We start from the raw sequence: 17,621 nt of genomic DNA, 5'->3' as shown, positions 1-17,621 counted from the left end.
TCCATTCGGTAAGATCGAATCAACCATAGGCACCATATCATTCCAAGGCTTGATTCCCTTGCCTCCAGCAGGTAGCCGACCTTCATGGCCATTGATACCCCGCACATCGTCTCGCCCATCGCCGTCTTCGACCTCGATGGAACCCTGGCAGACACGGCCGGCGACCTCGTCGGGACTCTCAACGTGATCCTTGAGCGGGAGGGGCTCGCCCCCTTCCGGTCGGCAAGGCGCGCGACATGATCGGCGCCGGTGCACGGGCTCTGATCGAGCGCGGCTTCGAGGCCGCCGGCAAGGAGCTGACGCCCGCCCGTCTCGACGAGCTGTTTCGTCAGTTCATGGTTCATTACGGCGAGAATATCTGCCTCCGGACGCAGCTCTATCCGGGCGTGGCCGCAGCCTTGGACCGGCTGGAAGAGGCAGGGTTCATCCTGGCGGTGTGCACGAACAAGGTCGAGGAGCATTCGGTCAAGCTGCTCGACGAGCTCGGCATCGGCCACCGCTTTGCGGCCAATTGCGGCCGCGACACGTTCCCCTATTTCAAGCCCGATCCACGCCACCTGACACTGACCATCGAGCGTGCCGGCGGAAATCCCGGTCGGGCGGTGATGATCGGCGATTCCCGGACGGACATCGTGACGGCGCAGAATGCCGGCATCCCGGTGGTCGCGGTCCCGTTCGGCTACACCGACGTGCCGGTCCGTGAGCTGGGACCCGATCTGGTCATCGATCACTTCGACGATCTGTTCGGCGCCGTGCAGGCCGTCATGAGGCCGCTGGCGGCCTGACGCACAGAGGCTATCGTGCGTGCAATCGGTTGCACACGAAAAAGTGAAGCTTGGCTTATCAGGAAGGAATGGTGGGCGCGACAGGGATTGAACCTGTGACCCTTCGCGTGTGAAGCGAATGCTCTCCCGCTGAGCTACGCGCCCTGACAAGGGCCTTCTAAAGGCGCAGAACCCCTGGCGTCAAGCCAAAGAAGCGCAGCGTGAGCGAAGTATTTTGTTTCGCAAATTATGGCACCGTGACTTTAACCGGTTGCTTACGATGTGTCGGGAATGAGGCATTTCTGCACTAGGATTTTATAGCAAAACCTTGATAGAGCTTGGATCCGAAGCGGGGCTGTTGCGTTGAGCAATCGCAGAACCGGCCATCAACCATGTTCTATCTGAGGCAATAATGGGACGCACTCGCGTTGCCCTCTCCGGGCTCGCCTGCGCCTTCGTCGCTCTCGCGACGCCGGCTGCGGCATTTACGGCAATCGACCCTCTCACCCGCCAGCCGCTCTACGGCGCTGAAGAGGCCCTGAAGGCCCAGGCCGCGCCGGTTCCGCGCGAGGTCGTCGCCTTCACCGGCCGCTACGCGCCCGGCACCATCGTGGTGTCGACCAGCGAGCGTCGTCTCTGGTTCGTGCTCGGTAACGGTCAGGCCATTCAGTATGGCGTCGGCGTAGGCCGACCGGGCTTCACCTGGGCCGGAAGCCATTCGGTCACGATGAAGCGCGAATGGCCGGATTGGCGTCCCCCGGCATCCATGCTCAAGCGCCGTCCCGACCTACCCCGCTATATGAAGGGTGGACCGGACAATCCGCTCGGCGCCCGCGCCCTCTACATCGGCAGCACGATCTATCGAATCCACGGCTCGAACGAACCGGAAACCATCGGCGAGGCCGTCTCTTCGGGCTGCATCCGCATGACCAACGAGGACGTGACCGACCTCTACAGCCGCGCCAGGGTGGGCGCGCGGGTCGTCGTTCAGCGCTGAGCCTGCATAACTCCACGCGTCATGGCCGGGCCCGTCCCGGCCATTTCTGCTTCTGAACCGTTCTTCACTGTCATTCCGGGGCCACGCAGCAGAGTGTGGGATGACAGTGGCGATGTCCGCTTCAGCGCAACCGATCCCGCGAGAGTCCCTTGGCGGCCAGTTCCTCGAGGTAGGCCTGCCACTTCTCTCCCTGCTCGGCTCCGAGCCTGTAGAGATAGTCCCAGCCGTAGATCCCGCTGTCGTGCATGTCGTCGAAGACGAGCTTGACGGCATAATTGCCGACCGGCTCCACGCCGACAATCTCTACCTCGCGCTTGCCCGGCACAGTCTTGCGCTCGGCAGGGCTGTGACCCTGGACCTCGGCCGAAGGGCTCGTCACCCTCAAGTATTCGGCCGGCAGGTCGAAGGCGGTGCCGTCATCGAAGGCGATGCGCAGGCTGCGCCTGTCCTTGGCAAGGCGGAGTTCCATCGGCCAGCGCTCAGATGTCATAGGCCCGAGCCCCTTTTCTGGTTTGCGATTTCACGCTAACTGCTTGATCATCAAGTTGAAGGCAAGTCTTCGCGCGAACAAGGATTTCTCCGCCATGGGAGCCCTGCCGGCTCATCTCGAGAATTCCGATACCGGCCGGTCCCTCCTGGACCCGTTTGGCCGGGCGATCACCTATCTTCGCGTGTCGGTGACGGATCGCTGCGATTTCCGCTGCGTCTATTGCATGTCCGAGGACATGGCCTTCCTGCCCAAGCGCGACCTGCTCACCCTGGAGGAGCTCGACCGGATCTGCTCGGCCTTCGTCGACCGGGGCGTGCGCAAGCTGCGCATCACCGGCGGCGAGCCCCTGGTGCGACGGGACATCATGACCCTGTTCGGCTCCCTGTCCCGGCACCTGGATTCGGGTGGCCTGGACGAACTTACCGTCACCACCAACGGCTCGCAGCTCGCCCGCCACGCGAAGGAGCTCGCCGCCTGCGGCGTGAAGCGGATCAACGTGTCGATCGATACCCTCGATGCCGAGAAATTCCGCCGCATCACCCGCTGGGGCGACCTGACAAAAGTGCTTCAGGGGCTCGATGCCGCTCAGAATGCCGGCCTCAAGGTCAAGATCAACACCGTCGCCCTGAAGGGCGTCAACGAGGGCGAGATCGAGCCCCTGCTCGAATGGGCCCATGGGCGCGACATGGACCTCACCCTCATCGAAGTGATGCCCCTGGGCGAGATCGACGGGCAGCGCATCGATCAGTTCCTGCCCCTCTCGCTGGTGCGCGCCCGCCTCGCCGGGCGTTACACGCTGGAGGATCTGGCGGATCGCACCGGCGGGCCGGCGCGTTACGTGCGGGTGAAGGAGACCGGTGGGCGGCTGGGCTTCATCACACCGATGACGCACAATTTCTGCGAAAGCTGCAACCGGGTGCGCCTCACCTGCACTGGCCAGCTCTTCATGTGCCTCGGCCAGGAGGACGCCGCCGACCTGCGGGCACCGGTGCGCGCCTCCGAAAGCAACGAGCTTCTCGAACGGTCTATCGTCGATGCCATCGCCCGCAAGCCGAAGGGCCACGACTTCATCATCGACCGGCGCCACGCCCGCCCGGCGCTGAGCCGTCACATGAGCGTGACAGGGGGCTGAGCGCTTTTCGATGAGTATGAGACTTTCGATGTTCGGCAAAAGGCTGGCGATCCTTGCGGGCCTGCTGATCGCGTTCGGGAGCCATGCGAGCCTTGCGCAGGATCCTGCTTCCGCACCGAAGCCCACGATCCGCATCGCCATCGAAGGTGCCTATCCGCCCTTCAACTTCATCGACGCCAACAATGAGCTGCAGGGCTTCGAGGTCGATCTTCTCAGGAGCCTCTGCGACGCGATGAAGGCGGCATGCGAACTGGTACCCCATGCCTGGGACGGCATCATCAAGGGCCTCGCGAATCGCGAATACGACGCGGTCATGTCGTCGCTGGAAATCACGGAACGACGCCAGAAGCGGATCGCCTTCTCCGATCCGTACTACCGCATCCCGGCGGTCTTCATCGGTTCCAAGGAGACGGATCCCGGCGAGGTCACGCCTGCCGCGATGTCCGGAAAAAAGATCGGCACCATCGAGCGCACCGATCACGAAAGCTATCTCAAGACCTACTACAAGGATTCCGAGATCGTCCTCTTCGCCAAGGCTGAGGAGGCCAATCTCGATCTTCTCGTCGGGCGTATCGATGCCGTCTTCGCCGACGAACTGCTTCTCTCCAAGTTTCTGGAAAGCCGCGAGGGAGCCTGCTGCCACATCCTCGGCGACGCACCGGCAGAGCCCGCCTACAAGCGCGAGGCCTATGGCATCGGCCTGCGCAAGGAGGATGAAAGCCTGCGCGAGCAGTTCAACCGCGCCATCGCGCAGGTGAAGGCCGACGGCACGTATGATCGGATCCGCGCCAAATATTTTTCCTTCGACATCAAGTAAGGGCGTTGTTGCCCTCAGCCGTCTTGGCCGGCCTTGTGCCGGCCACCTCGATCCGAAAAGCGCAGCGCTTGACACAATCGGGATCACCGGCACGAGGCCGGTGATGACGTGAGAGGGTGGTATCGGTCTCTGTGTCATTCCCGAACCAGAGATCGTGAAAAACCGGGTCCACTTTTCCGCACGATGCGCTAGAACCGGCTGAACATTCAGGGAGCAGACGATGGCGAAGGTTGCATTCCTCGGACTTGGCGTGATGGGCTATCCCATGGCGCGTCACCTCAAGGCGAAGGGTCATGAGGTGACGGTGTACAACCGCACGGCGGCGAAGGCCGAGCAGTGGGTGGCGGAGAACGGCGGACGAGCCGCCAAGACGCCGCGCGAGGCAGCCGAGGGCCAGGAGATCGTGTTCGCCTGCGTCGGCAACGATGACGATCTGCGTCAGGTGACGCTCGGTCCCGATGGCGCCTTCCACGGCATGGGCAAAGGAACCATCTTCGTCGATCACACCACCGCCTCGGCTGAAGTGGCGCGCGAGCTCTATGCGGCCGCCAACGACAGGGGCTTTTCCTTCATCGACGCTCCCGTCTCGGGCGGCCAGGCCGGCGCAGAGAACGGCGTTCTCACGGTCATGTGCGGCGGCGATGGGGAGGTTTATGCCAAGGCCGAGCCCGTGATCATGAGCTTTGCCCGCGCCTCCCGCCTCCTGGGCCCGGCCGGCTCCGGCCAGCTCACCAAGATGATCAATCAGATCTGCATTGCCGGCCTCGTGCAGGGCCTCGCCGAAGGTATCCATTTCGGCAAGAAGGCTGGCCTCGACGTCGAGGCGGTGCTCGAGGTGATCTCCAAGGGGGCCGCCGGCTCCTGGCAGATGGAGAACCGCGGCAAGACCATGAACCAGGGCAAGTTCGATTTCGGCTTCGCCGTCGACTGGATGCGCAAGGACCTGTCCATCGTGCTGGGCGAGGCCCGCAAGAACGGCGCCAGCCTGCCGGTCACGGCCCTGGTCGATCAGTTCTACGCCGACGTGCAGAAGATGGGCGGCAAGCGTTGGGATACGTCGAGCCTGATCGCTCGGCTCGACAAGTAGTCGCTCGCTCGCAATCCGAGGATCGAAAACGAAGCGCCGGAACCGAGAGGCTCCGGCGCTTTCGTGTCAGCGGACTTCCTCGTTACAGGGACGTCCCGGCCGACAACGCTCCGTATTGCCTCCACCCTGGCGTCCAACAGAGGACCCCGGACCGGGACGGATCTGCGGCGGCCTCTCGAAATCGCGACCGGGACGAGGCTGGACCGATGGGCGCGGCGGCTCGCGGAAGGCGCGCTCCTCCCGAGGTGCTTCGATGCGAGGAAGAGGCCTAGGCTGGAAGACCGGCGCCTCCGGGCGCTCGATCCGCGGTGCGATACGAGGCGAAGGACGCTCGCGATCGAGCCTCTCCACCGCGACAGGCCGCTCGCGTTCGATTCGCGGACGAAGCCCGTCGTCCCCGCGAGAACGGCGCTCTTCAGGTTGCGGCAAGACGATAGCAGGACGACCGGCAACGGGGGCGCCTCGCTCGGGTCCGATGCGCGGATCCGGACGATTGAAGTCGCTCCTTCCGGGCCGCTGCCGTTCCATCTCGATCTGCGGCCTCTCAGGCCGGACCTGCCGTGGGAGAATTTCGCTCCCGTCGAGGCGCGGATCTCGCGGACGGGCGGCATCCCGCACGGGAGCCTCCGGACGAATCGCACGGGGATCAGGATCGCGCCCGGTGGGGCGCAGACCGCGCAGCGCTTCTGGACGCACCGCCGGTTCGCCGATATCGGACCGGCCCGGACGAGGCCGCTCCTGAGGCACATCCACGAGCGGGATCGGGCGCGCGGGAATGCGGCCGGGACGCCCTCGCGGCGGATCGCCGGGGCGAGCGCCCCTGTCCTCGCGCGGCGACCTCGGGACGACCGAGACCGGAATCGGCTGAACCGGCGCGGCGAGCCCAGGCTGCCGCGGAACGACCGGCGGCTCGGGACGCAGTCCACGGCGCGGGCGGGGACCACGCTCGTCGCCCATGAGAGCGCCGAAGACCGGCGGGGCGGCAACGGGAATGGCGACCGGACCACGCGGCGTGATCGGAGCGATGGGCTGGTAGAACGAACGGGGCGGCCGGGCGCGCATGGGAACCGGAATGGCCATCGGGATCGGCAGCACGCCCGCCATGATCGGTAGCGGCGGCGGCTCGCGGATGATCGTGACGAAGTCCTCGTCCTCGTCCCAAGACGGCAGGAGGTAGGCCGGAACCCGGGGCGGCGGCACGTCGCGGATGATCGTCACGACCTCCACCACCTCGACCCGCTCCACCTCGGGCAAGGGCGGGGGAAGGTCCTCGTAGACCACCTCCTCGAAAGCCGCCGGCGGCGCGTAGGGTGCGGACAGGCGCGCGAGCCGGCGCCGGCTGTCCGGCGCATGCGGGCCATTCGGGTAGCGGCGCAGATAGGTCCAATAGGCTTCCCGCGTGTTGCTCCCAAGTGTGCGGCGCCAGACGATGGCTTCGCGGCGGGCGGCGAGGAGCGCCGTCACCCGGCGAGCGAGGCGATGATCCGGGTAGCGGCGCAGGAAGGCCTGATAACCCTGGATCGTGTCGCGCTCGACTACGATGGCATAGGCCTCGTCGGCCGGCACCTCCTCGATCCGGCGCACCTCGCGCACCAGCGGCGCGGCCGCCTCCGCCTGCTCGAAGAAGGCGAAGGACGCATTGCCGAGATTGGCCGAATGCCAGGGGATCTGCAGGCCGTTCGTCGATTCGTGCGTCCGAAGCCGCGTGCGAGCAAAGACCTCGTCGAGCGGCATGCCCGGCTGGCGGATCATCTCCGCAAGGGCCGTCGCATAGGCGCCGTAGGGTCCCTGGCCGTCGGTCGCGGCGATGTTGGGGGCGGATGAGAAGGCCATCAGAAATCCGGCGGGCGGCTCCATGAGGGCAAGTCCCTTGGCGATCGGTTCGCCCGTGGAGCCGAGCGGATAATCCCGCGCTATGTCGGCGACGATCACCCGCACCTGCGCGGGGCTGCGCTCGAGGGAGCGGACGAGATCGGAGAGGCGGAAGCCCTCGATCGGCACGTCCACGTCGCGCTCGATGCGGGCATCGACCGGCAGCAGGTAGTTGTCGCCTTCAAGCTGGATCCCGTGGCCGGCGAGATAGACCATGACCGTTGAACCGGGCTCCAGGTCCTGAGCCTTGTCGAGAAAATCGCGGACGAGGCTGCGAAGATCATTGGCGCCGAGATCGCGCGCCTGGATGACTTCGAAACCGGCACTGGTGAGAGTCTGGGCGATCAGGCCGGCATCGTTGACGGCGGTCGGCAGCGGGCGGCCTTCATAGGCGCCCTGCCCGACCACAAGCGCAAGACGACCCTGAGCAGACGCAACAGACGCCTGCCCGGCTATGGCCGCGAAGGCAAGGCTGATGAAAACGATAGCACGTTTCAGAAGAGACACGGTCGACGCACCCTTTCACCCGCCTTGCGGGTCTTCGCGAGCAGATAAGGTCAAGGCAGTTGAATAGGCTGTGAACAAAACAGGACAATAGGCCCAAGCTGAAAGGTCAGCGTCGGGTCATCGTCAGATAGACGATGAACCCGCCGATCGCGATGGCGAGGCCCATGAGAACCATCTGACGTGTCTCGCCCGTCAGGGCCGCGTCCCGGTACATCTGCGAGAGCCGCTCGGCGCGCTCGGGATCGCGCGACATGAAGAGCCCGATCACGACGCTCAGGGTGGCGAGGCCCAGGATCCAGTAGGTGGGACGCATGGGTCGATCTCCTTATCGTCCCTCGAACCGGGGAGCTCGCTTTTCGCGGAAGGCCGCGACCCCCTCCATGAAATCGTCGCTCGATCCGGCCTCGGCCTGGAGCCTGGCTTCGAGATCGAGCTGCGTTTCCAGGTCGTTGGCCAGGCTCTGCGCCACCGCCTGCTTGGTGAGCCGATAGGCGAGCCCCGGACCCGCCGCGAGGCTTGCCGCGAAAGCCGCCACATCGACCGCGAAGGACGCGTCGTCGAAAACCTTGTAGACGAGGCCCATGCGCTGGGCATCCTCTGCGGAAATTGCCTCGGCGCTCAGCATGAGGGCGAGCGCCTGCTTGGGGCCGACGAGGCGCGGCAGGATCCAGGTGCCGCCGGCATCCGGGATCAGGCCGATCCTGGCAAAGGCCTCCTGCAGATAGGCCGAGCGCGCCGCCACGACGATATCGCAGGCGAGCGCGATGTTCATGGAGGCCCCGACCGCCGGACCGTTCAGGGCGGCGATGGACAGCTTCGCGTAGTCGGAGAGCCGCAGTACCAGTGGGTTGTAGTCGCGGGTGAGCGCGGGTCCGAGATCGATGCGGCCCTGCTCGTCGCGCTTCAGGTCCACCGTCAGGTCCTGACCCGAGGAGAAGGCCCGCCCCTCCCCGGTCAGCACGACCACGCGCACCGCATCGTCCCGTTCGCACTGGTCCAACGCATCACGCAGGTCCGCGTGCATGGCGGCGTTGAACGCGTTCATCCTCTCGGGCCGCGCGAGCGTGATCGTCGCGACCGGTCCATCGACGGTGCAGCGCAGGGTCGTCGGGCTCATGCCTCAAGCTCCTTGTCGTCGAGCTTGAACATAGTACGGATCTGGAAGCGGAGAACCTGGAAAAGCTCCGTTCAGACTAAGGACGGATGCTTGCGCTGCTGGCCCCTTAAATCGATGAGGCGCTTCTCTCTGGGACGTTGCGTCAGGGACCGGCTGATTGAGAAAGCTCCAGGCGGGCACTCAGCTGACTCTCCAAAGCTGCTCGACTGAAAGTTTCCCCTATCCCTTTGATTTCATACCGGGGCTCCTCGCCTCCGGAGGGTAGCAGCTTCGTGACGACGAACGCTCCTGACCACGGGCCAAAAAAGCGTTTGGCCGTGAATGTCACATGTTGACCACGGGCATAGAGATACTCGGACACAAGGAATTCCTTTCGAGATTCGGATGAGGTCTGCCGCAAGGCCTCGCGGCGAGCGGGACGGGAATAAGCGATGTCCGCCCGTTCTCTGTCAGAAGGGATTCTCGCTTGATCATGGCTGCTAGTGTCTGAACGGATGAGCCTGCTCGTTCTTGTGCTGGGCCCTGCGCGGCAGGCTTGGCCAAGGAACAAGGTTCAGATTGGCACGTTCGTTCATGCCGCTTGCACCAAGAAAGTTTGACGCACTTACTTCCCGAAAGGTGCTCAACGGCGAAGCGTCCCGGCTGAGTTCGTCCTCGCCGGCCACGCAATCACACGGTCGTGTGGCGGATCGTATCTGATACTGCGGCTCGGAACGTCTGGAATCCAGGCAGCCGACAACCGTGTAAGGCTGCCTGCAAACGAGGTGAGGAAAACGCTGCTCCGTATAAAGAACATGATCTCCGACAGCGAAATGGTGAGCTTTCATGGGGTTCACTCCTTCATGATGTCCGCGCAGGACCCGGTGCACGACGGGCGTTCGCCCCTGTGGCGGGCCGCGAGCCGGATCGATCAGAAGTGCCGGTCCGAATTCCAGATCTCGACGTCCTGAGCTGCCACTTCGCGATCCAGTCCGTACTGTTCCTGCACGCGGGCGATCAGATCCGCTTTCGTCTTGATCTGCGCGAGGTCCGACATGGACAGGCGATCCCATTTGGCTTGGACCTCCCGCATGTTGCGCCCTGCAAAAATATGATCGTCTTGAATTTGTGGCATGAATTACCCAAACTGTATCTTGATAACGGCCCATAAGATTTATCGTTCCAAAATATTTCTGCGCTTTTATATAATAATGATTACAGACAAATCTAACCTACATTTTGCTTTTATTTTGCGGTTATTTATCCTGCCGGAGCAGAGTGTGAATTTCAGCTTGCAGCACGGGCAACAATTCGGCTTCGAACCAGGGATTTTTCTTGAGCCAGCCGTTGTTGCGCCAGGATGGGTGAGGTAGCGGCAGGATGCGCGGTTTCTGCTGGTTTCCGAGAAGGTCCCGCCAGCGCCGGACGGTCTGGGTAAGGCCATCCTTGTACGCGTCGCCCAAATGCCATGACTGGGCGTATTGCCCGATCAGCAGGACGAGGTCGAGATCGGGAAGCGCCTCGAAGAGCGGCTGGCGCCAGGCCTCGGCGCATTCTCGGCGCGGGCCCAAGTCACCGCCCTTGGCATCCTGTCCCGGAAAGCAGGAGCCCATGGGCACGATGGCGACCTTTGACGAATCATAGAAGGTGGCCTTGTCGATCCCGAACCAATCGCGCAGCCGAGTTCCCGAACGGTCATCGAACGGAATGCCGCTGGCATGGGCCCGGGTTCCCGGCGCTTGGCTGGCGATGCACAAACGCGCGGTCGGGCTGCCCTGGATGATCGGACGCGGCTCATGCGGCAGGGCCGTTCCATAGCGCGGCGCATCGCGGCAGATCCGGCAGGCTCTCAACTGCGTGGCGAGTTCGTCGAAATTCGGAGAGGGATTCATCCCTATCAGATGGTGTCGGGATGGCATTTATTGAGATCGAGAGCTTCGGGCGAAACGTCTCAGCACGACTTGGCCATGCGCCATCCATCCGATTGCAGGCCACCTGAGGGGACGACAGTCTGTCGCCTCCTTCGGCGAGAGGGAGGCTCATCATCCGGCAGACGATGATACAATCCGATTACGGTTCTCACTGGGGATCCGGGCGTTGAACGGAGGTCACATGAAACCGCGAATTTCGGTGCTGACGCTTGGCGTGGACAATCTGGAGCGGGCCGTCGCCTTCTATCGCGACGGATTGGGGCTCGCGACCGAAGGCATCATCGGCAAGGAGTTCGAGCATGGCGCCGTCGCCTTCTTCGACCTGCAATCGCAACTGAAGCTGGCGGTCTGGGCGCAGGACGATCTTGCCCATGACGCCAGCCTTCCGAAGACGGCTCGCTGCCCCACCGGTTTCACGATCGGCCACAACGTCTCCCAAAAGAGCGAGGTCGATGACGTGATGGAGCAGGCGCGACGAGCCGGCGCTACCATTGTCAAGGAGGCGCAGGACACGTTCTACGGAGGCTATGCCGGTTATTTTCAGGATCCTGACGGACATGTCTGGGAGATCGTCTGGAATCCGGCCTTCCTCCCTGCAGATTGATCGCCTGCAGATTGAGCGGGAAGCCTTCAGCCGAGGTCAGCTTCCTTGGGCACGCCGCCTGCGCCAATCCTGTGGGCGCGTGAACTCGCCCGCCCAGAGGCCGGCCGAGCGGTTGCGGGCACGGGTTTCCTCATGGTCGTAGTCGCGCCCGTAGGAGACGGCCCAGCCCTCCTCCACCATGTGGGCTCCGATGTCTCGCCCGTTCACGGTGCAGCTGGCGAGAATGCGCTGGTAACGGTCGCGGCCGGTGGCGCGGCAGCGCACGGTCTCGCCGGAGACGAGATCGATCAGGGTCCGGCGCGAAGTCTCGCCACATGCATAGGAACGGCCGGTGCGGGAGCATCGCTGCTCCATCTCGGGCGCATCGATGCCTTTGAGACGGATGCGGGCCTCACCGATGCGAGATCGTGTCCCCATCGGTGACCTGGGCCCGACCTTCCAGGGAGCGTCCGCTGGGTTTCAGCACGAACCCGGCCCCGGCGGCGAGCGCCAGCGCGATCGCCAGGGAGGTGATGCCGCTCGACCGCGAGCGGCGCCCCAGCCGTCTCACGACAGGCGCTCGGAAACTCCCGCCTGCCCGAAGGTGGCCATGTCCCGGTGAACCGCCGCCGCCGCCTTCACGAGACCGGCGGCCAGCGCCGCGCCCGATCCTTCGCCGAGCCGCATGCCGAGCGCCAGAAGCGGGATCTTGCCGAGCCGGCCAAGCACATCCTGATGCGCACCTTCGGCACTCAGATGACCGGCGATGCAGTGGTCGATGGTCGAGGGATGAATGGCGTGGAGGATGGCGGCGGCGGAGGTCGCCACATAACCGTCGAGCACCACCGGGATCCGCTGCAGCCGAGCGGCCAGGATCGCGCCCGCCATGGCGGCGATCTCGCGTCCACCTAGGCGGCGCAGCACTTCGAGAGGGTCCTTCAGATGGTCGCCGTGATGAGCGATGGCCGCCTCGACCGCCGCGACCTTGCGCTTGAAGCCCTCGTCATCGACCCCCGTGCCGCGCCCGACCCAATGCTCGGCCGGCCCGCCATAGAGCGCCGTGTAGATGGCGGCGGCAATCGTCGTATTGCCGATCCCCATCTCGCCGATGGCGAGAAGATCGGTGCCGCCGGCAATCGCCTCCATGCCGAAGGCCATGGTGGCGACGCAGGACTTTTCATCCATGGCATCGGCCTCGGTGATGTCCCCGGTCGGCATGTCGATGGCGAGGTCGAAGACCTTGAAGCCCAGCCCATAGGCCGCACAGATCTGATTGATGGCGGCCCCGCCCGCGGCAAAGTTCTCGAGCATCTGACGGTTCACGTCCGAGGGAAAGGCCGAGACGCCCTTGGCGGTCACGCCGTGGCTCGCCGCGAAGACGCAGACCAACGGACGATCCACGCTCGGATTCGGCTTCGCCTGCCACGCCGCGAGCCACTCGGCGATCCGCTCCAGGCGGCCCAGGCTCCCGACCGGCTTGGTGAGCTGCCGGTCGCGCAGCCGCACGGCCTCGACGGCGGCCTCGTCCGGACCGGGCATGGTCGTGATCAGACGGCGGATATCGTCGAAAGGTGAGGACACGGCATCAGACATGGAGGGCTCCGGCCCATGGGGCATTGCAGAACGCGAAGAGGCGTGACCTATAACGATCCATGCACGCGGGGTGAAGCATGTCGGAGCAATTTGAACAGGGTGAGGCGGCGACCGTCAGTGGCTGGCAGGCCGTCACGGTCGACCTAGCCCATTGCGTGCGCTTCTATTCCCGCCTTCCAGTGCCAGCCCTGCCCTGGGAGCAGAATGCCCATGCGCTCCCGAGCTTCCCGCGCCTCGTGCGTGTGATCCCATTTGCGGGCCTCCTCATCGGACTCGTGCCTGCGGCGGTGCTGGGATGCGCTCTCCTTCTCGATCTCGGCCCCTGGCTCGCCGCCATTCTGTCGGTGGGCGCCATGGTGCTGGCGACCGGCGCCCTCCACGAGGACGGACTTGCCGATGTTGCCGACAGCTTCGGCGGCTCGACCCGCGAGAAGCGTCTGGAAATCATGCGGGACAGCCGGATCGGCTCCTTCGGTGCTTCGGCCCTCTTTCTGACCCTGGCGCTCAGAATCGGCGCCCTCGCCACCCTCGCCTCCCGCATCGATGGCGGAGCCGTCACGGCGGTGGTACTCCTTGTTGCCTCCCTGTCGCGCACGGCAGGGCTGATGCCCCTCGTCTTTCTCTCCCCGGCCCGTCGGGATGGCATGTCCCAGGCGGTCGGGCAGCCGGCGCGCGAGACGTTCTGGCTCGCGGCGGGGATTGCGGGCGGAATCGCCGTCGTCCTGGGTGCCCTCGCCGGCCTGCCGCCGATCGGCGTCGCCCTGACGCTGGTGCTCTCAGGGCTCTCGGGCGTTGCGCTCACCGGCTTCGCATCGCGGCACCTTGGAGGGCAGACCGGAGATATCGCAGGCGCGGCCCAGCAGGTGGCGGAGATTGCTGCGCTGATCGGCCTCTTGACCGTCATTCAACCGTGACGACATGAAGATGAGATGACCCGCGTTTCCAGCCCTTGCATCCGTGTCTGCATGCTCGATCCCGAAACAGGCCTCTGCGAAGGCTGCGGCCGCACGCGGGCTGAGATCGCCGGCTGGTACCGGATGAGCGAGGAGGAACGCCAGAAAATCATGGCGGAGCTGCCGAGGCGCATGCGTGAGGCCTTCGCCCTCGAGTCGCCCTTCGCGCCCGAACCGGACAAGGCGGATTGATGCCAGGAATTCGCGGCGCGGGTTTTCTCGTTCTCCTCGCGGCTCTCGTTGTGGGGCTGTTCGCCGAGGATCCCATCGGCGAGTTCGCGCCGATGGAGGCTGCGGGCCTGCTGAGTCTTGGCGGGCTTTCCCTCCTCATGGCAGCTTCCATCGTCGAGGGCTTTTCGCGTCATTGGACCTATGGCGTGCAGGTTGTTGCGGTCAGCGGCGGCATACTCATCGCCCTGCTGGCGACCTATGCGTCCCGGGGCGAACTGCAGACCGTGATCGACCGCGCCATCGGTGACATCGCGGTCGGTCGCACCGTCGTCATGCCGGAGGGCGAGGTGGTGGCCGCGCGCCGGACGGACGGAAGCTTCCTGGTGAAGGGCGAGGTGAACGGCCACGAGACCCGCTTCATCTTCGATACCGGCGCCAGTACCGTCGTTCTGCGGGCGGAGGACGCAGCCGCTCTCGGCTTCAAGTTGGACAGCCTCGACTATTCCATCCCGGTCGCCACCGCCAACGGCGGCGCCCTCGCCGCCCCTGTCGTCATCAGCCGCCTGACCGTCGGCTCGATCACCGAGCGCAACGTCCGCGCGCTGATCGCCCGCTCGGGCGTGCTCCACGCCAATCTTCTCGGCATGTCGTTTCTCGAGCGCCTTGGCTCTTATGAAGTGCGCGGCAACAGGCTGATCTTGAGAGCTAAGACGAGCCCTTGAACTCGTGCGGAGGCGGAGCCTCGGCCCCGCGATCGAGACGGGTCAGGATCAGTCCGACGTCGATCAGCGCTTCGCGCCGCAGGATACGGCCGTTATCGACCCTGATTTCGTATTCTGCGTTGTCCATTTCAGCATGTGCCCGCCGGACAAAAGCTGGCAGCATGGGAATTGAAACGAATGAAAGACAAACTCCAGTCGCAGCTGAAAGAACGTGTGGCCGTAGAGCCCCCGCTTGCGCGGAGGGCTAAATCGCTTGTTACTGAAGGTCGATCGTCGAGCCGTCCTGCAGGATCACGGCCTTCAACCCGATCGTGCCGGAGGAGGCATCACGAAAGCGCCCTTGGACATTCCTGCCGTTGATGGTGAGGCCGTTCGCCGTCAGACCATTAGCAGTCAGACCGTTAGCAGTTAGACCATTGGCGCTGAGGCCATTGATGGTAAGGCCGTTCGCGACCTGAGCCGCCTGCGCGACAGATACCGTTGAGAGTCCAACGGCGATGGCCAGGATGGCAGCGCATGAACGAAGAGACATGTACTTTTCCTCCAACGTGAGTAAGAGGGCGCCGGAGCTTGTCCGCTGCAGGGAGGATAAGGTGTATATTGTTACAGTAAAGCTCGGAGGCAAAGACTTGTGCCAAAATCGGCAAGACTCTGTGTGAATTCTCACATGGAGCATATATTCTTAGTTGTAGAAACAATTATAGATAGCAAAAGTATCAGGCTGAAAACAATCGAAGTTGCTGACAGTATTTATTTTTAACTTAGAGTTATGCGGGTCGAGTGCTCCCTTTTGTTTTCGTTGCGCGCGTAGATCATGCCATCGCGGAGCACCACGCCGATCTCCTCACCTGGACCTTTCTGGAGCGCCTCGCACCTGACCAGATGTGTTGAGACAGAATGATCTTAAATGCGCGGGACGTTGTCAGCCGATCGGATTGACCTTCACTTGCGAAGGGGAGCCACCACGGCCGACTGGTTGAAGATGAGGGCGTGCGAATTCGCCCGCATGGCGTCCTCGCTGCAGGCTTCCGGTCCCAGATGGCCCTCCAGGCGTGGGTAACGCTCGGCCAATTGTTCGAGGGTGATGGCGTCGGGGATGCGCGGATGAGCGACGCAGACGGCTCCTTCCGGTCCCCAGGCCGCCTCGAATTCCATTCCGGCAGCGGCCCCTGGATCCTGAATCCCGAAGCGGTCATAGAGGTTGATCAGGGTTCCGTTCCTCGTGCTCGGGCGGTCGTCGCCCCCGTAATCGGCACGAAGCAGATGGATGCAGGCCTGGAGGAGGTCGCGCATCGGCACGCCCTCCCTGGTTTCCCAGGGACGATATCCGAACAGGACGCATTTGCCCTCGGCGCCGCTGGTGCAGGTGAGATTGAAACCGCCCTTCCCGTCCGGAAATGCGAAGGCCGCGTGGCGCCCGCTCGGATCGGGGTGGCAGAGATCGCCCACACTCCCGTCAGCCTGGCGCACCGACAAGCGGTAGAGCGGCATGGGCGCGCGAAGAATGGTCCTGTCCTCCTCGAAACCGTCGATCCGCACCTCCACGTCCTGCTGACCGTTCCCAAGGATCAACTTCAGCCCGATGAGACCATCCCGGCGCAGAACGCGTCCGTCCTCCAGCCTGAGAACGAGCTCGGTCTCCTCAAGCCTGATCTGCCCCTCGAGGGCCAGCACCGGCTGAGCTCTCTCGAAGGCGAGGGCAAGGATCAGACCGAGAGCGATGAGAAACGATTTGTGCATGAGTTGACGGCTCCCCGGGCGACCGAGGAGCCGCTCCTTGTCGATGAGCTTACTTGAGACGGACGCGAGAGCCGTCCTTCAGGATGACGGCTTTGATCTGCACCGTGCCGGTGGCGCCCTGTGGTGCGAACCCATTGATTGTCAGACCATTTGCACTCTGGCCATTTGCGCCGTTCGGCGGCGGCCTTTCGTCATCGATCTCCGCGAACCAGGCCTGAGCCTCTGCGGTTGCTGCGAGCCCAAGCCCTAAGGCAAGGATGGCTGATAGAGAGCGGATCTTCATGATGGCCTCCCATGATGTTTGGTGACCACGGCCAAGCTAGGCCATTGCCACCGCCCAAATGGTAGGGTGAATATTGTTTCAGTAAAGGCCTCATATTGTTATTTTGTATCAAGAAGTGCGGAACGGCACATCGCTCCTTCAGAAAAGGGCTTTGCAACAATCATAGTCGTGGATGTTAGCAGTCTGGATCCACGACCTTAGAAGATCCGAGAGGAAGAATAAGCCTCTCCACCGCTTGAAGAGGCTTCTCGCTTCATATCAGCATTATTCAATGAGCAGGACCTGTTCGTCCTGCAAGACGATCGCCTTGAGCCTCAGACCGGCAGACTTTTCTGTGCCGTTCACGCTGAGACCGTTTACGCTCAAGCCGTTGACGCTGAGACCGTTCACGCTGAGGCCATTCACGCTCAATCCGTTGACGCTGAGGCCGTTTGCCACCTCGAGTGCGCTTGCATCTGTTGCAATCGAAAGTCCAAACGCGACCGTAAGAACCGAAATATAAGAGCGGATAAACATGTTCTTTCCCTTAGCTGTTGTTTCGCGACCTTAAAACGCCATTCCGTATAGAAACGCGAAGTAAAACTACGTAAATTGGTCCAATATCAAAGATTTATTTTCCTTATATTTAATACATACTTCAAATAAAGATTGCATATTGTCAATAACTGTCGACATAATAACACGATAAGCTTAAGTCTGCCTTATTTTGACTTACGTCTGAACCAGTAAAGCTTCATTGAATTTGAATATATATTGCAGCGAGGCGGCCGTGATGCACTGGCCGCCAGTAGGAAGTCTAAACGGTTACGAAAAGCCCAGGCACTAGGTCAGGGCAGCTGATATGAAATGGTTTTCCATGCTCAAACCGTCTGTCACAACTGAC

22 protein-coding genes, 1 tRNA gene and 1 pseudogene are annotated in these 17,621 nt (G+C 63.2%); 9 read left to right on the top strand and 15 right to left on the bottom strand.

The features are described from left to right. Window positions 1-84: 84 nt before the first annotated feature. A pseudogene (locus tag ACD578_RS03585) lies at window positions 85-785 on the top strand (HAD family hydrolase). Window positions 786-854: 69 nt separating this feature from the next. On the opposite strand, the gene ACD578_RS03580 reads toward ACD578_RS03585, so the two are convergent. After that, window positions 855-929 (bottom strand) — tRNA-Val (locus ACD578_RS03580). A 247-nt stretch (window positions 930-1,176) separates the two neighbouring features. Here ACD578_RS03580 and ACD578_RS03575 point away from each other — a divergent pair. Next, window positions 1,177-1,761: a L,D-transpeptidase gene (locus ACD578_RS03575; protein WP_404290932.1), complete on the top strand. Its 585-nt coding sequence runs from the start codon at window positions 1,177-1,179 to the stop codon at window positions 1,759-1,761. Between the two features lie 121 nt (window positions 1,762-1,882). On the opposite strand, the gene ACD578_RS03570 is transcribed toward ACD578_RS03575, so the two are convergent. After that, a complete protein-coding gene (locus tag ACD578_RS03570; protein ID WP_404290930.1) occupies window positions 1,883-2,251 on the bottom strand; it encodes a gamma-butyrobetaine hydroxylase-like domain-containing protein in 369 nt (122 codons plus the stop codon). Window positions 2,252-2,345: 94 nt separating this feature from the next. On the opposite strand from ACD578_RS03570, the gene moaA reads away from it, so the two are divergent. From moaA to ACD578_RS03555, 3 genes are all read left to right on the top strand, one after another. Continuing rightward, on the top strand, window positions 2,346-3,383 hold the full coding sequence (gene moaA / locus ACD578_RS03565) for a GTP 3',8-cyclase MoaA (protein WP_404293684.1): 1,038 nt from the start codon (window positions 2,346-2,348) through the stop codon (window positions 3,381-3,383). Window positions 3,384-3,411: 28 nt separating this feature from the next. Further along, on the top strand, window positions 3,412-4,200 hold the full coding sequence (locus ACD578_RS03560) for a transporter substrate-binding domain-containing protein (protein WP_404290928.1): 789 nt from the start codon (window positions 3,412-3,414) through the stop codon (window positions 4,198-4,200). Between the two features lie 220 nt (window positions 4,201-4,420). Next, a complete protein-coding gene (locus tag ACD578_RS03555; protein WP_404290926.1) occupies window positions 4,421-5,287 on the top strand; it encodes an NAD(P)-dependent oxidoreductase in 867 nt (288 codons plus the stop codon). Window positions 5,288-5,353: 66 nt separating this feature from the next. Here ACD578_RS03555 and ACD578_RS03550 read toward each other — a convergent pair whose 3' ends face one another. From ACD578_RS03550 to ACD578_RS03530, 5 genes are all read right to left on the bottom strand, one after another. After that, window positions 5,354-7,666, bottom strand: coding sequence for a caspase family protein (locus tag ACD578_RS03550; RefSeq protein ID WP_404290924.1), 2,313 nt, complete (start codon window positions 7,664-7,666; stop codon window positions 5,354-5,356). A 106-nt stretch (window positions 7,667-7,772) separates the two neighbouring features. Next, entirely contained in the window at window positions 7,773-7,979 is a 207-nt protein-coding gene (locus ACD578_RS03545; protein ID WP_152717277.1) for a hypothetical protein, read from the bottom strand. Window positions 7,980-7,991: 12 nt separating this feature from the next. After that, window positions 7,992-8,783: an enoyl-CoA hydratase-related protein gene (locus tag ACD578_RS03540; protein ID WP_404290922.1), complete on the bottom strand. Its 792-nt coding sequence runs from the start codon at window positions 8,781-8,783 to the stop codon at window positions 7,992-7,994. A gap of 910 nt (window positions 8,784-9,693) precedes the next feature. Further along, window positions 9,694-9,897 carry a hypothetical protein gene (locus ACD578_RS03535; protein WP_404290920.1) on the bottom strand — a complete coding sequence of 68 codons (204 nt, stop codon included), beginning with the start codon at window positions 9,895-9,897 and terminating at the stop codon, window positions 9,694-9,696. 121 nt (window positions 9,898-10,018) lie between these two features. Next, a complete protein-coding gene (locus tag ACD578_RS03530) occupies window positions 10,019-10,654 on the bottom strand; it encodes a uracil-DNA glycosylase family protein (RefSeq protein ID WP_404290918.1) in 636 nt (211 codons plus the stop codon). A 220-nt stretch (window positions 10,655-10,874) separates the two neighbouring features. Between ACD578_RS03530 and ACD578_RS03525 the strand changes: the two genes are divergently transcribed. Beyond that, window positions 10,875-11,297 carry a VOC family protein gene (locus tag ACD578_RS03525; protein ID WP_404290917.1) on the top strand — a complete coding sequence of 141 codons (423 nt, stop codon included), beginning with the start codon at window positions 10,875-10,877 and terminating at the stop codon, window positions 11,295-11,297. A 36-nt stretch (window positions 11,298-11,333) separates the two neighbouring features. Here ACD578_RS03525 and ACD578_RS03520 read toward each other — a convergent pair whose 3' ends face one another. From ACD578_RS03520 to cobT, 3 genes are read right to left on the bottom strand one after another with little or no spacing between them, the layout of a single operon-like run. Then, complete coding sequence (locus tag ACD578_RS03520) at window positions 11,334-11,714, bottom strand: thermonuclease family protein (RefSeq protein WP_404290915.1); 381 nt, start codon at window positions 11,712-11,714, stop codon at window positions 11,334-11,336. Continuing rightward, window positions 11,689-11,847, bottom strand: a complete 159-nt coding sequence (locus ACD578_RS03515; protein WP_404290913.1) for a hypothetical protein — start codon at window positions 11,845-11,847, stop codon at window positions 11,689-11,691. Before ACD578_RS03515 ends, ACD578_RS03520 begins: the two co-directional genes overlap by 26 nt. Then, window positions 11,844-12,869, bottom strand: a complete 1,026-nt coding sequence (gene cobT, locus ACD578_RS03510) for a nicotinate-nucleotide--dimethylbenzimidazole phosphoribosyltransferase (protein ID WP_404290911.1) — start codon at window positions 12,867-12,869, stop codon at window positions 11,844-11,846. The genes ACD578_RS03515 and cobT overlap by 4 nt, the downstream gene beginning before the upstream one ends. 77 nt (window positions 12,870-12,946) lie before the next feature. Between cobT and cobS the strand changes: the two genes are divergently transcribed. From cobS to ACD578_RS03495, 3 genes are read left to right on the top strand one after another with little or no spacing between them, the layout of a single operon-like run. After that, entirely contained in the window at window positions 12,947-13,783 is an 837-nt protein-coding gene (gene cobS / locus ACD578_RS03505) for an adenosylcobinamide-GDP ribazoletransferase (RefSeq protein ID WP_404290909.1), read from the top strand. 15 nt (window positions 13,784-13,798) lie between these two features. Continuing rightward, window positions 13,799-14,014 (top strand): DUF1289 domain-containing protein, encoded by a 216-nt coding sequence (locus ACD578_RS03500; protein ID WP_152716863.1) that lies wholly within the window; start codon window positions 13,799-13,801, stop codon window positions 14,012-14,014. Next, the gene (locus ACD578_RS03495) at window positions 14,014-14,715 is read left to right on the top strand and encodes a TIGR02281 family clan AA aspartic protease (RefSeq protein WP_404290907.1); all 702 of its coding nucleotides are present in this window, start codon (window positions 14,014-14,016) and stop codon (window positions 14,713-14,715) included. Before ACD578_RS03500 ends, ACD578_RS03495 begins: the two co-directional genes overlap by 1 nt. Here the strand turns inward: ACD578_RS03495 and ACD578_RS03490 are convergent. The 5 genes from ACD578_RS03490 to ACD578_RS03470 all read right to left on the bottom strand — a co-directional run bounded on the left by ACD578_RS03490 (window position 14,699) and on the right by ACD578_RS03470 (window position 17,254). Further along, complete coding sequence (locus ACD578_RS03490) at window positions 14,699-14,842, bottom strand: hypothetical protein (protein ID WP_404290905.1); 144 nt, start codon at window positions 14,840-14,842, stop codon at window positions 14,699-14,701. The two genes, ACD578_RS03495 and ACD578_RS03490, sit on opposite strands and share 17 nt — an antisense overlap. A 129-nt stretch (window positions 14,843-14,971) precedes the next feature. Then, window positions 14,972-15,247, bottom strand: a complete 276-nt coding sequence (locus ACD578_RS03485) for a hypothetical protein (protein WP_404290903.1) — start codon at window positions 15,245-15,247, stop codon at window positions 14,972-14,974. A gap of 410 nt (window positions 15,248-15,657) precedes the next feature. Continuing rightward, window positions 15,658-16,455 (bottom strand): ADYC domain-containing protein, encoded by a 798-nt coding sequence (locus ACD578_RS03480; protein WP_404290901.1) that lies wholly within the window; start codon window positions 16,453-16,455, stop codon window positions 15,658-15,660. Between the two features lie 49 nt (window positions 16,456-16,504). After that, entirely contained in the window at window positions 16,505-16,738 is a 234-nt protein-coding gene (locus ACD578_RS03475; protein ID WP_404290899.1) for a hypothetical protein, read from the bottom strand. A 264-nt stretch (window positions 16,739-17,002) separates the two neighbouring features. Next, complete coding sequence (locus ACD578_RS03470; protein WP_404290897.1) at window positions 17,003-17,254, bottom strand: hypothetical protein; 252 nt, start codon at window positions 17,252-17,254, stop codon at window positions 17,003-17,005. Window positions 17,255-17,621: the final 367 nt, after the last annotated feature.

The organism is Microvirga sp. RSM25, assembly GCF_044784385.1.
GTDB classification, from domain to species: Bacteria; Pseudomonadota; Alphaproteobacteria; order Rhizobiales; family Beijerinckiaceae; genus Microvirga; species Microvirga tunisiensis.
Note: the sequence above shows the minus strand (reverse complement) of the source record. Positions and strands in the feature narration are given on the sequence as shown.

Coding starts and splice junctions, on each gene's coding strand:
- cobT (WP_404290911.1), bottom strand. CDS start 12,869: ATGTCTGATGCCGTGTCCTCACCTTTCGACGATATCCGCCGTCTGATC.
- ACD578_RS03485 (WP_404290903.1), bottom strand. CDS start 15,247: ATGTCTCTTCGTTCATGCGCTGCCATCCTGGCCATCGCCGTTGGACTC.
- ACD578_RS03480 (WP_404290901.1), bottom strand. CDS start 16,455: ATGCACAAATCGTTTCTCATCGCTCTCGGTCTGATCCTTGCCCTCGCC.
- ACD578_RS03495 (WP_404290907.1), top strand. CDS start 14,014: ATGCCAGGAATTCGCGGCGCGGGTTTTCTCGTTCTCCTCGCGGCTCTC.
- ACD578_RS03520 (WP_404290915.1), bottom strand. CDS start 11,714: ATGGGGACACGATCTCGCATCGGTGAGGCCCGCATCCGTCTCAAAGGC.
- ACD578_RS03555 (WP_404290926.1), top strand. CDS start 4,421: ATGGCGAAGGTTGCATTCCTCGGACTTGGCGTGATGGGCTATCCCATG.
- ACD578_RS03525 (WP_404290917.1), top strand. CDS start 10,875: ATGAAACCGCGAATTTCGGTGCTGACGCTTGGCGTGGACAATCTGGAG.
- ACD578_RS03535 (WP_404290920.1), bottom strand. CDS start 9,897: ATGCCACAAATTCAAGACGATCATATTTTTGCAGGGCGCAACATGCGG.
- ACD578_RS03530 (WP_404290918.1), bottom strand. CDS start 10,654: ATGAATCCCTCTCCGAATTTCGACGAACTCGCCACGCAGTTGAGAGCC.
- ACD578_RS03490 (WP_404290905.1), bottom strand. CDS start 14,842: ATGGACAACGCAGAATACGAAATCAGGGTCGATAACGGCCGTATCCTG.
- moaA (WP_404293684.1), top strand. CDS start 2,346: ATGGGAGCCCTGCCGGCTCATCTCGAGAATTCCGATACCGGCCGGTCC.
- ACD578_RS03540 (WP_404290922.1), bottom strand. CDS start 8,783: ATGAGCCCGACGACCCTGCGCTGCACCGTCGATGGACCGGTCGCGACG.
- ACD578_RS03575 (WP_404290932.1), top strand. CDS start 1,177: ATGGGACGCACTCGCGTTGCCCTCTCCGGGCTCGCCTGCGCCTTCGTC.
- ACD578_RS03500 (WP_152716863.1), top strand. CDS start 13,799: ATGACCCGCGTTTCCAGCCCTTGCATCCGTGTCTGCATGCTCGATCCC.
- ACD578_RS03475 (WP_404290899.1), bottom strand. CDS start 16,738: ATGAAGATCCGCTCTCTATCAGCCATCCTTGCCTTAGGGCTTGGGCTC.
- cobS (WP_404290909.1), top strand. CDS start 12,947: ATGTCGGAGCAATTTGAACAGGGTGAGGCGGCGACCGTCAGTGGCTGG.
- ACD578_RS03545 (WP_152717277.1), bottom strand. CDS start 7,979: ATGCGTCCCACCTACTGGATCCTGGGCCTCGCCACCCTGAGCGTCGTG.
- ACD578_RS03570 (WP_404290930.1), bottom strand. CDS start 2,251: ATGACATCTGAGCGCTGGCCGATGGAACTCCGCCTTGCCAAGGACAGG.
- ACD578_RS03560 (WP_404290928.1), top strand. CDS start 3,412: ATGTTCGGCAAAAGGCTGGCGATCCTTGCGGGCCTGCTGATCGCGTTC.
- ACD578_RS03470 (WP_404290897.1), bottom strand. CDS start 17,254: ATGTTTATCCGCTCTTATATTTCGGTTCTTACGGTCGCGTTTGGACTT.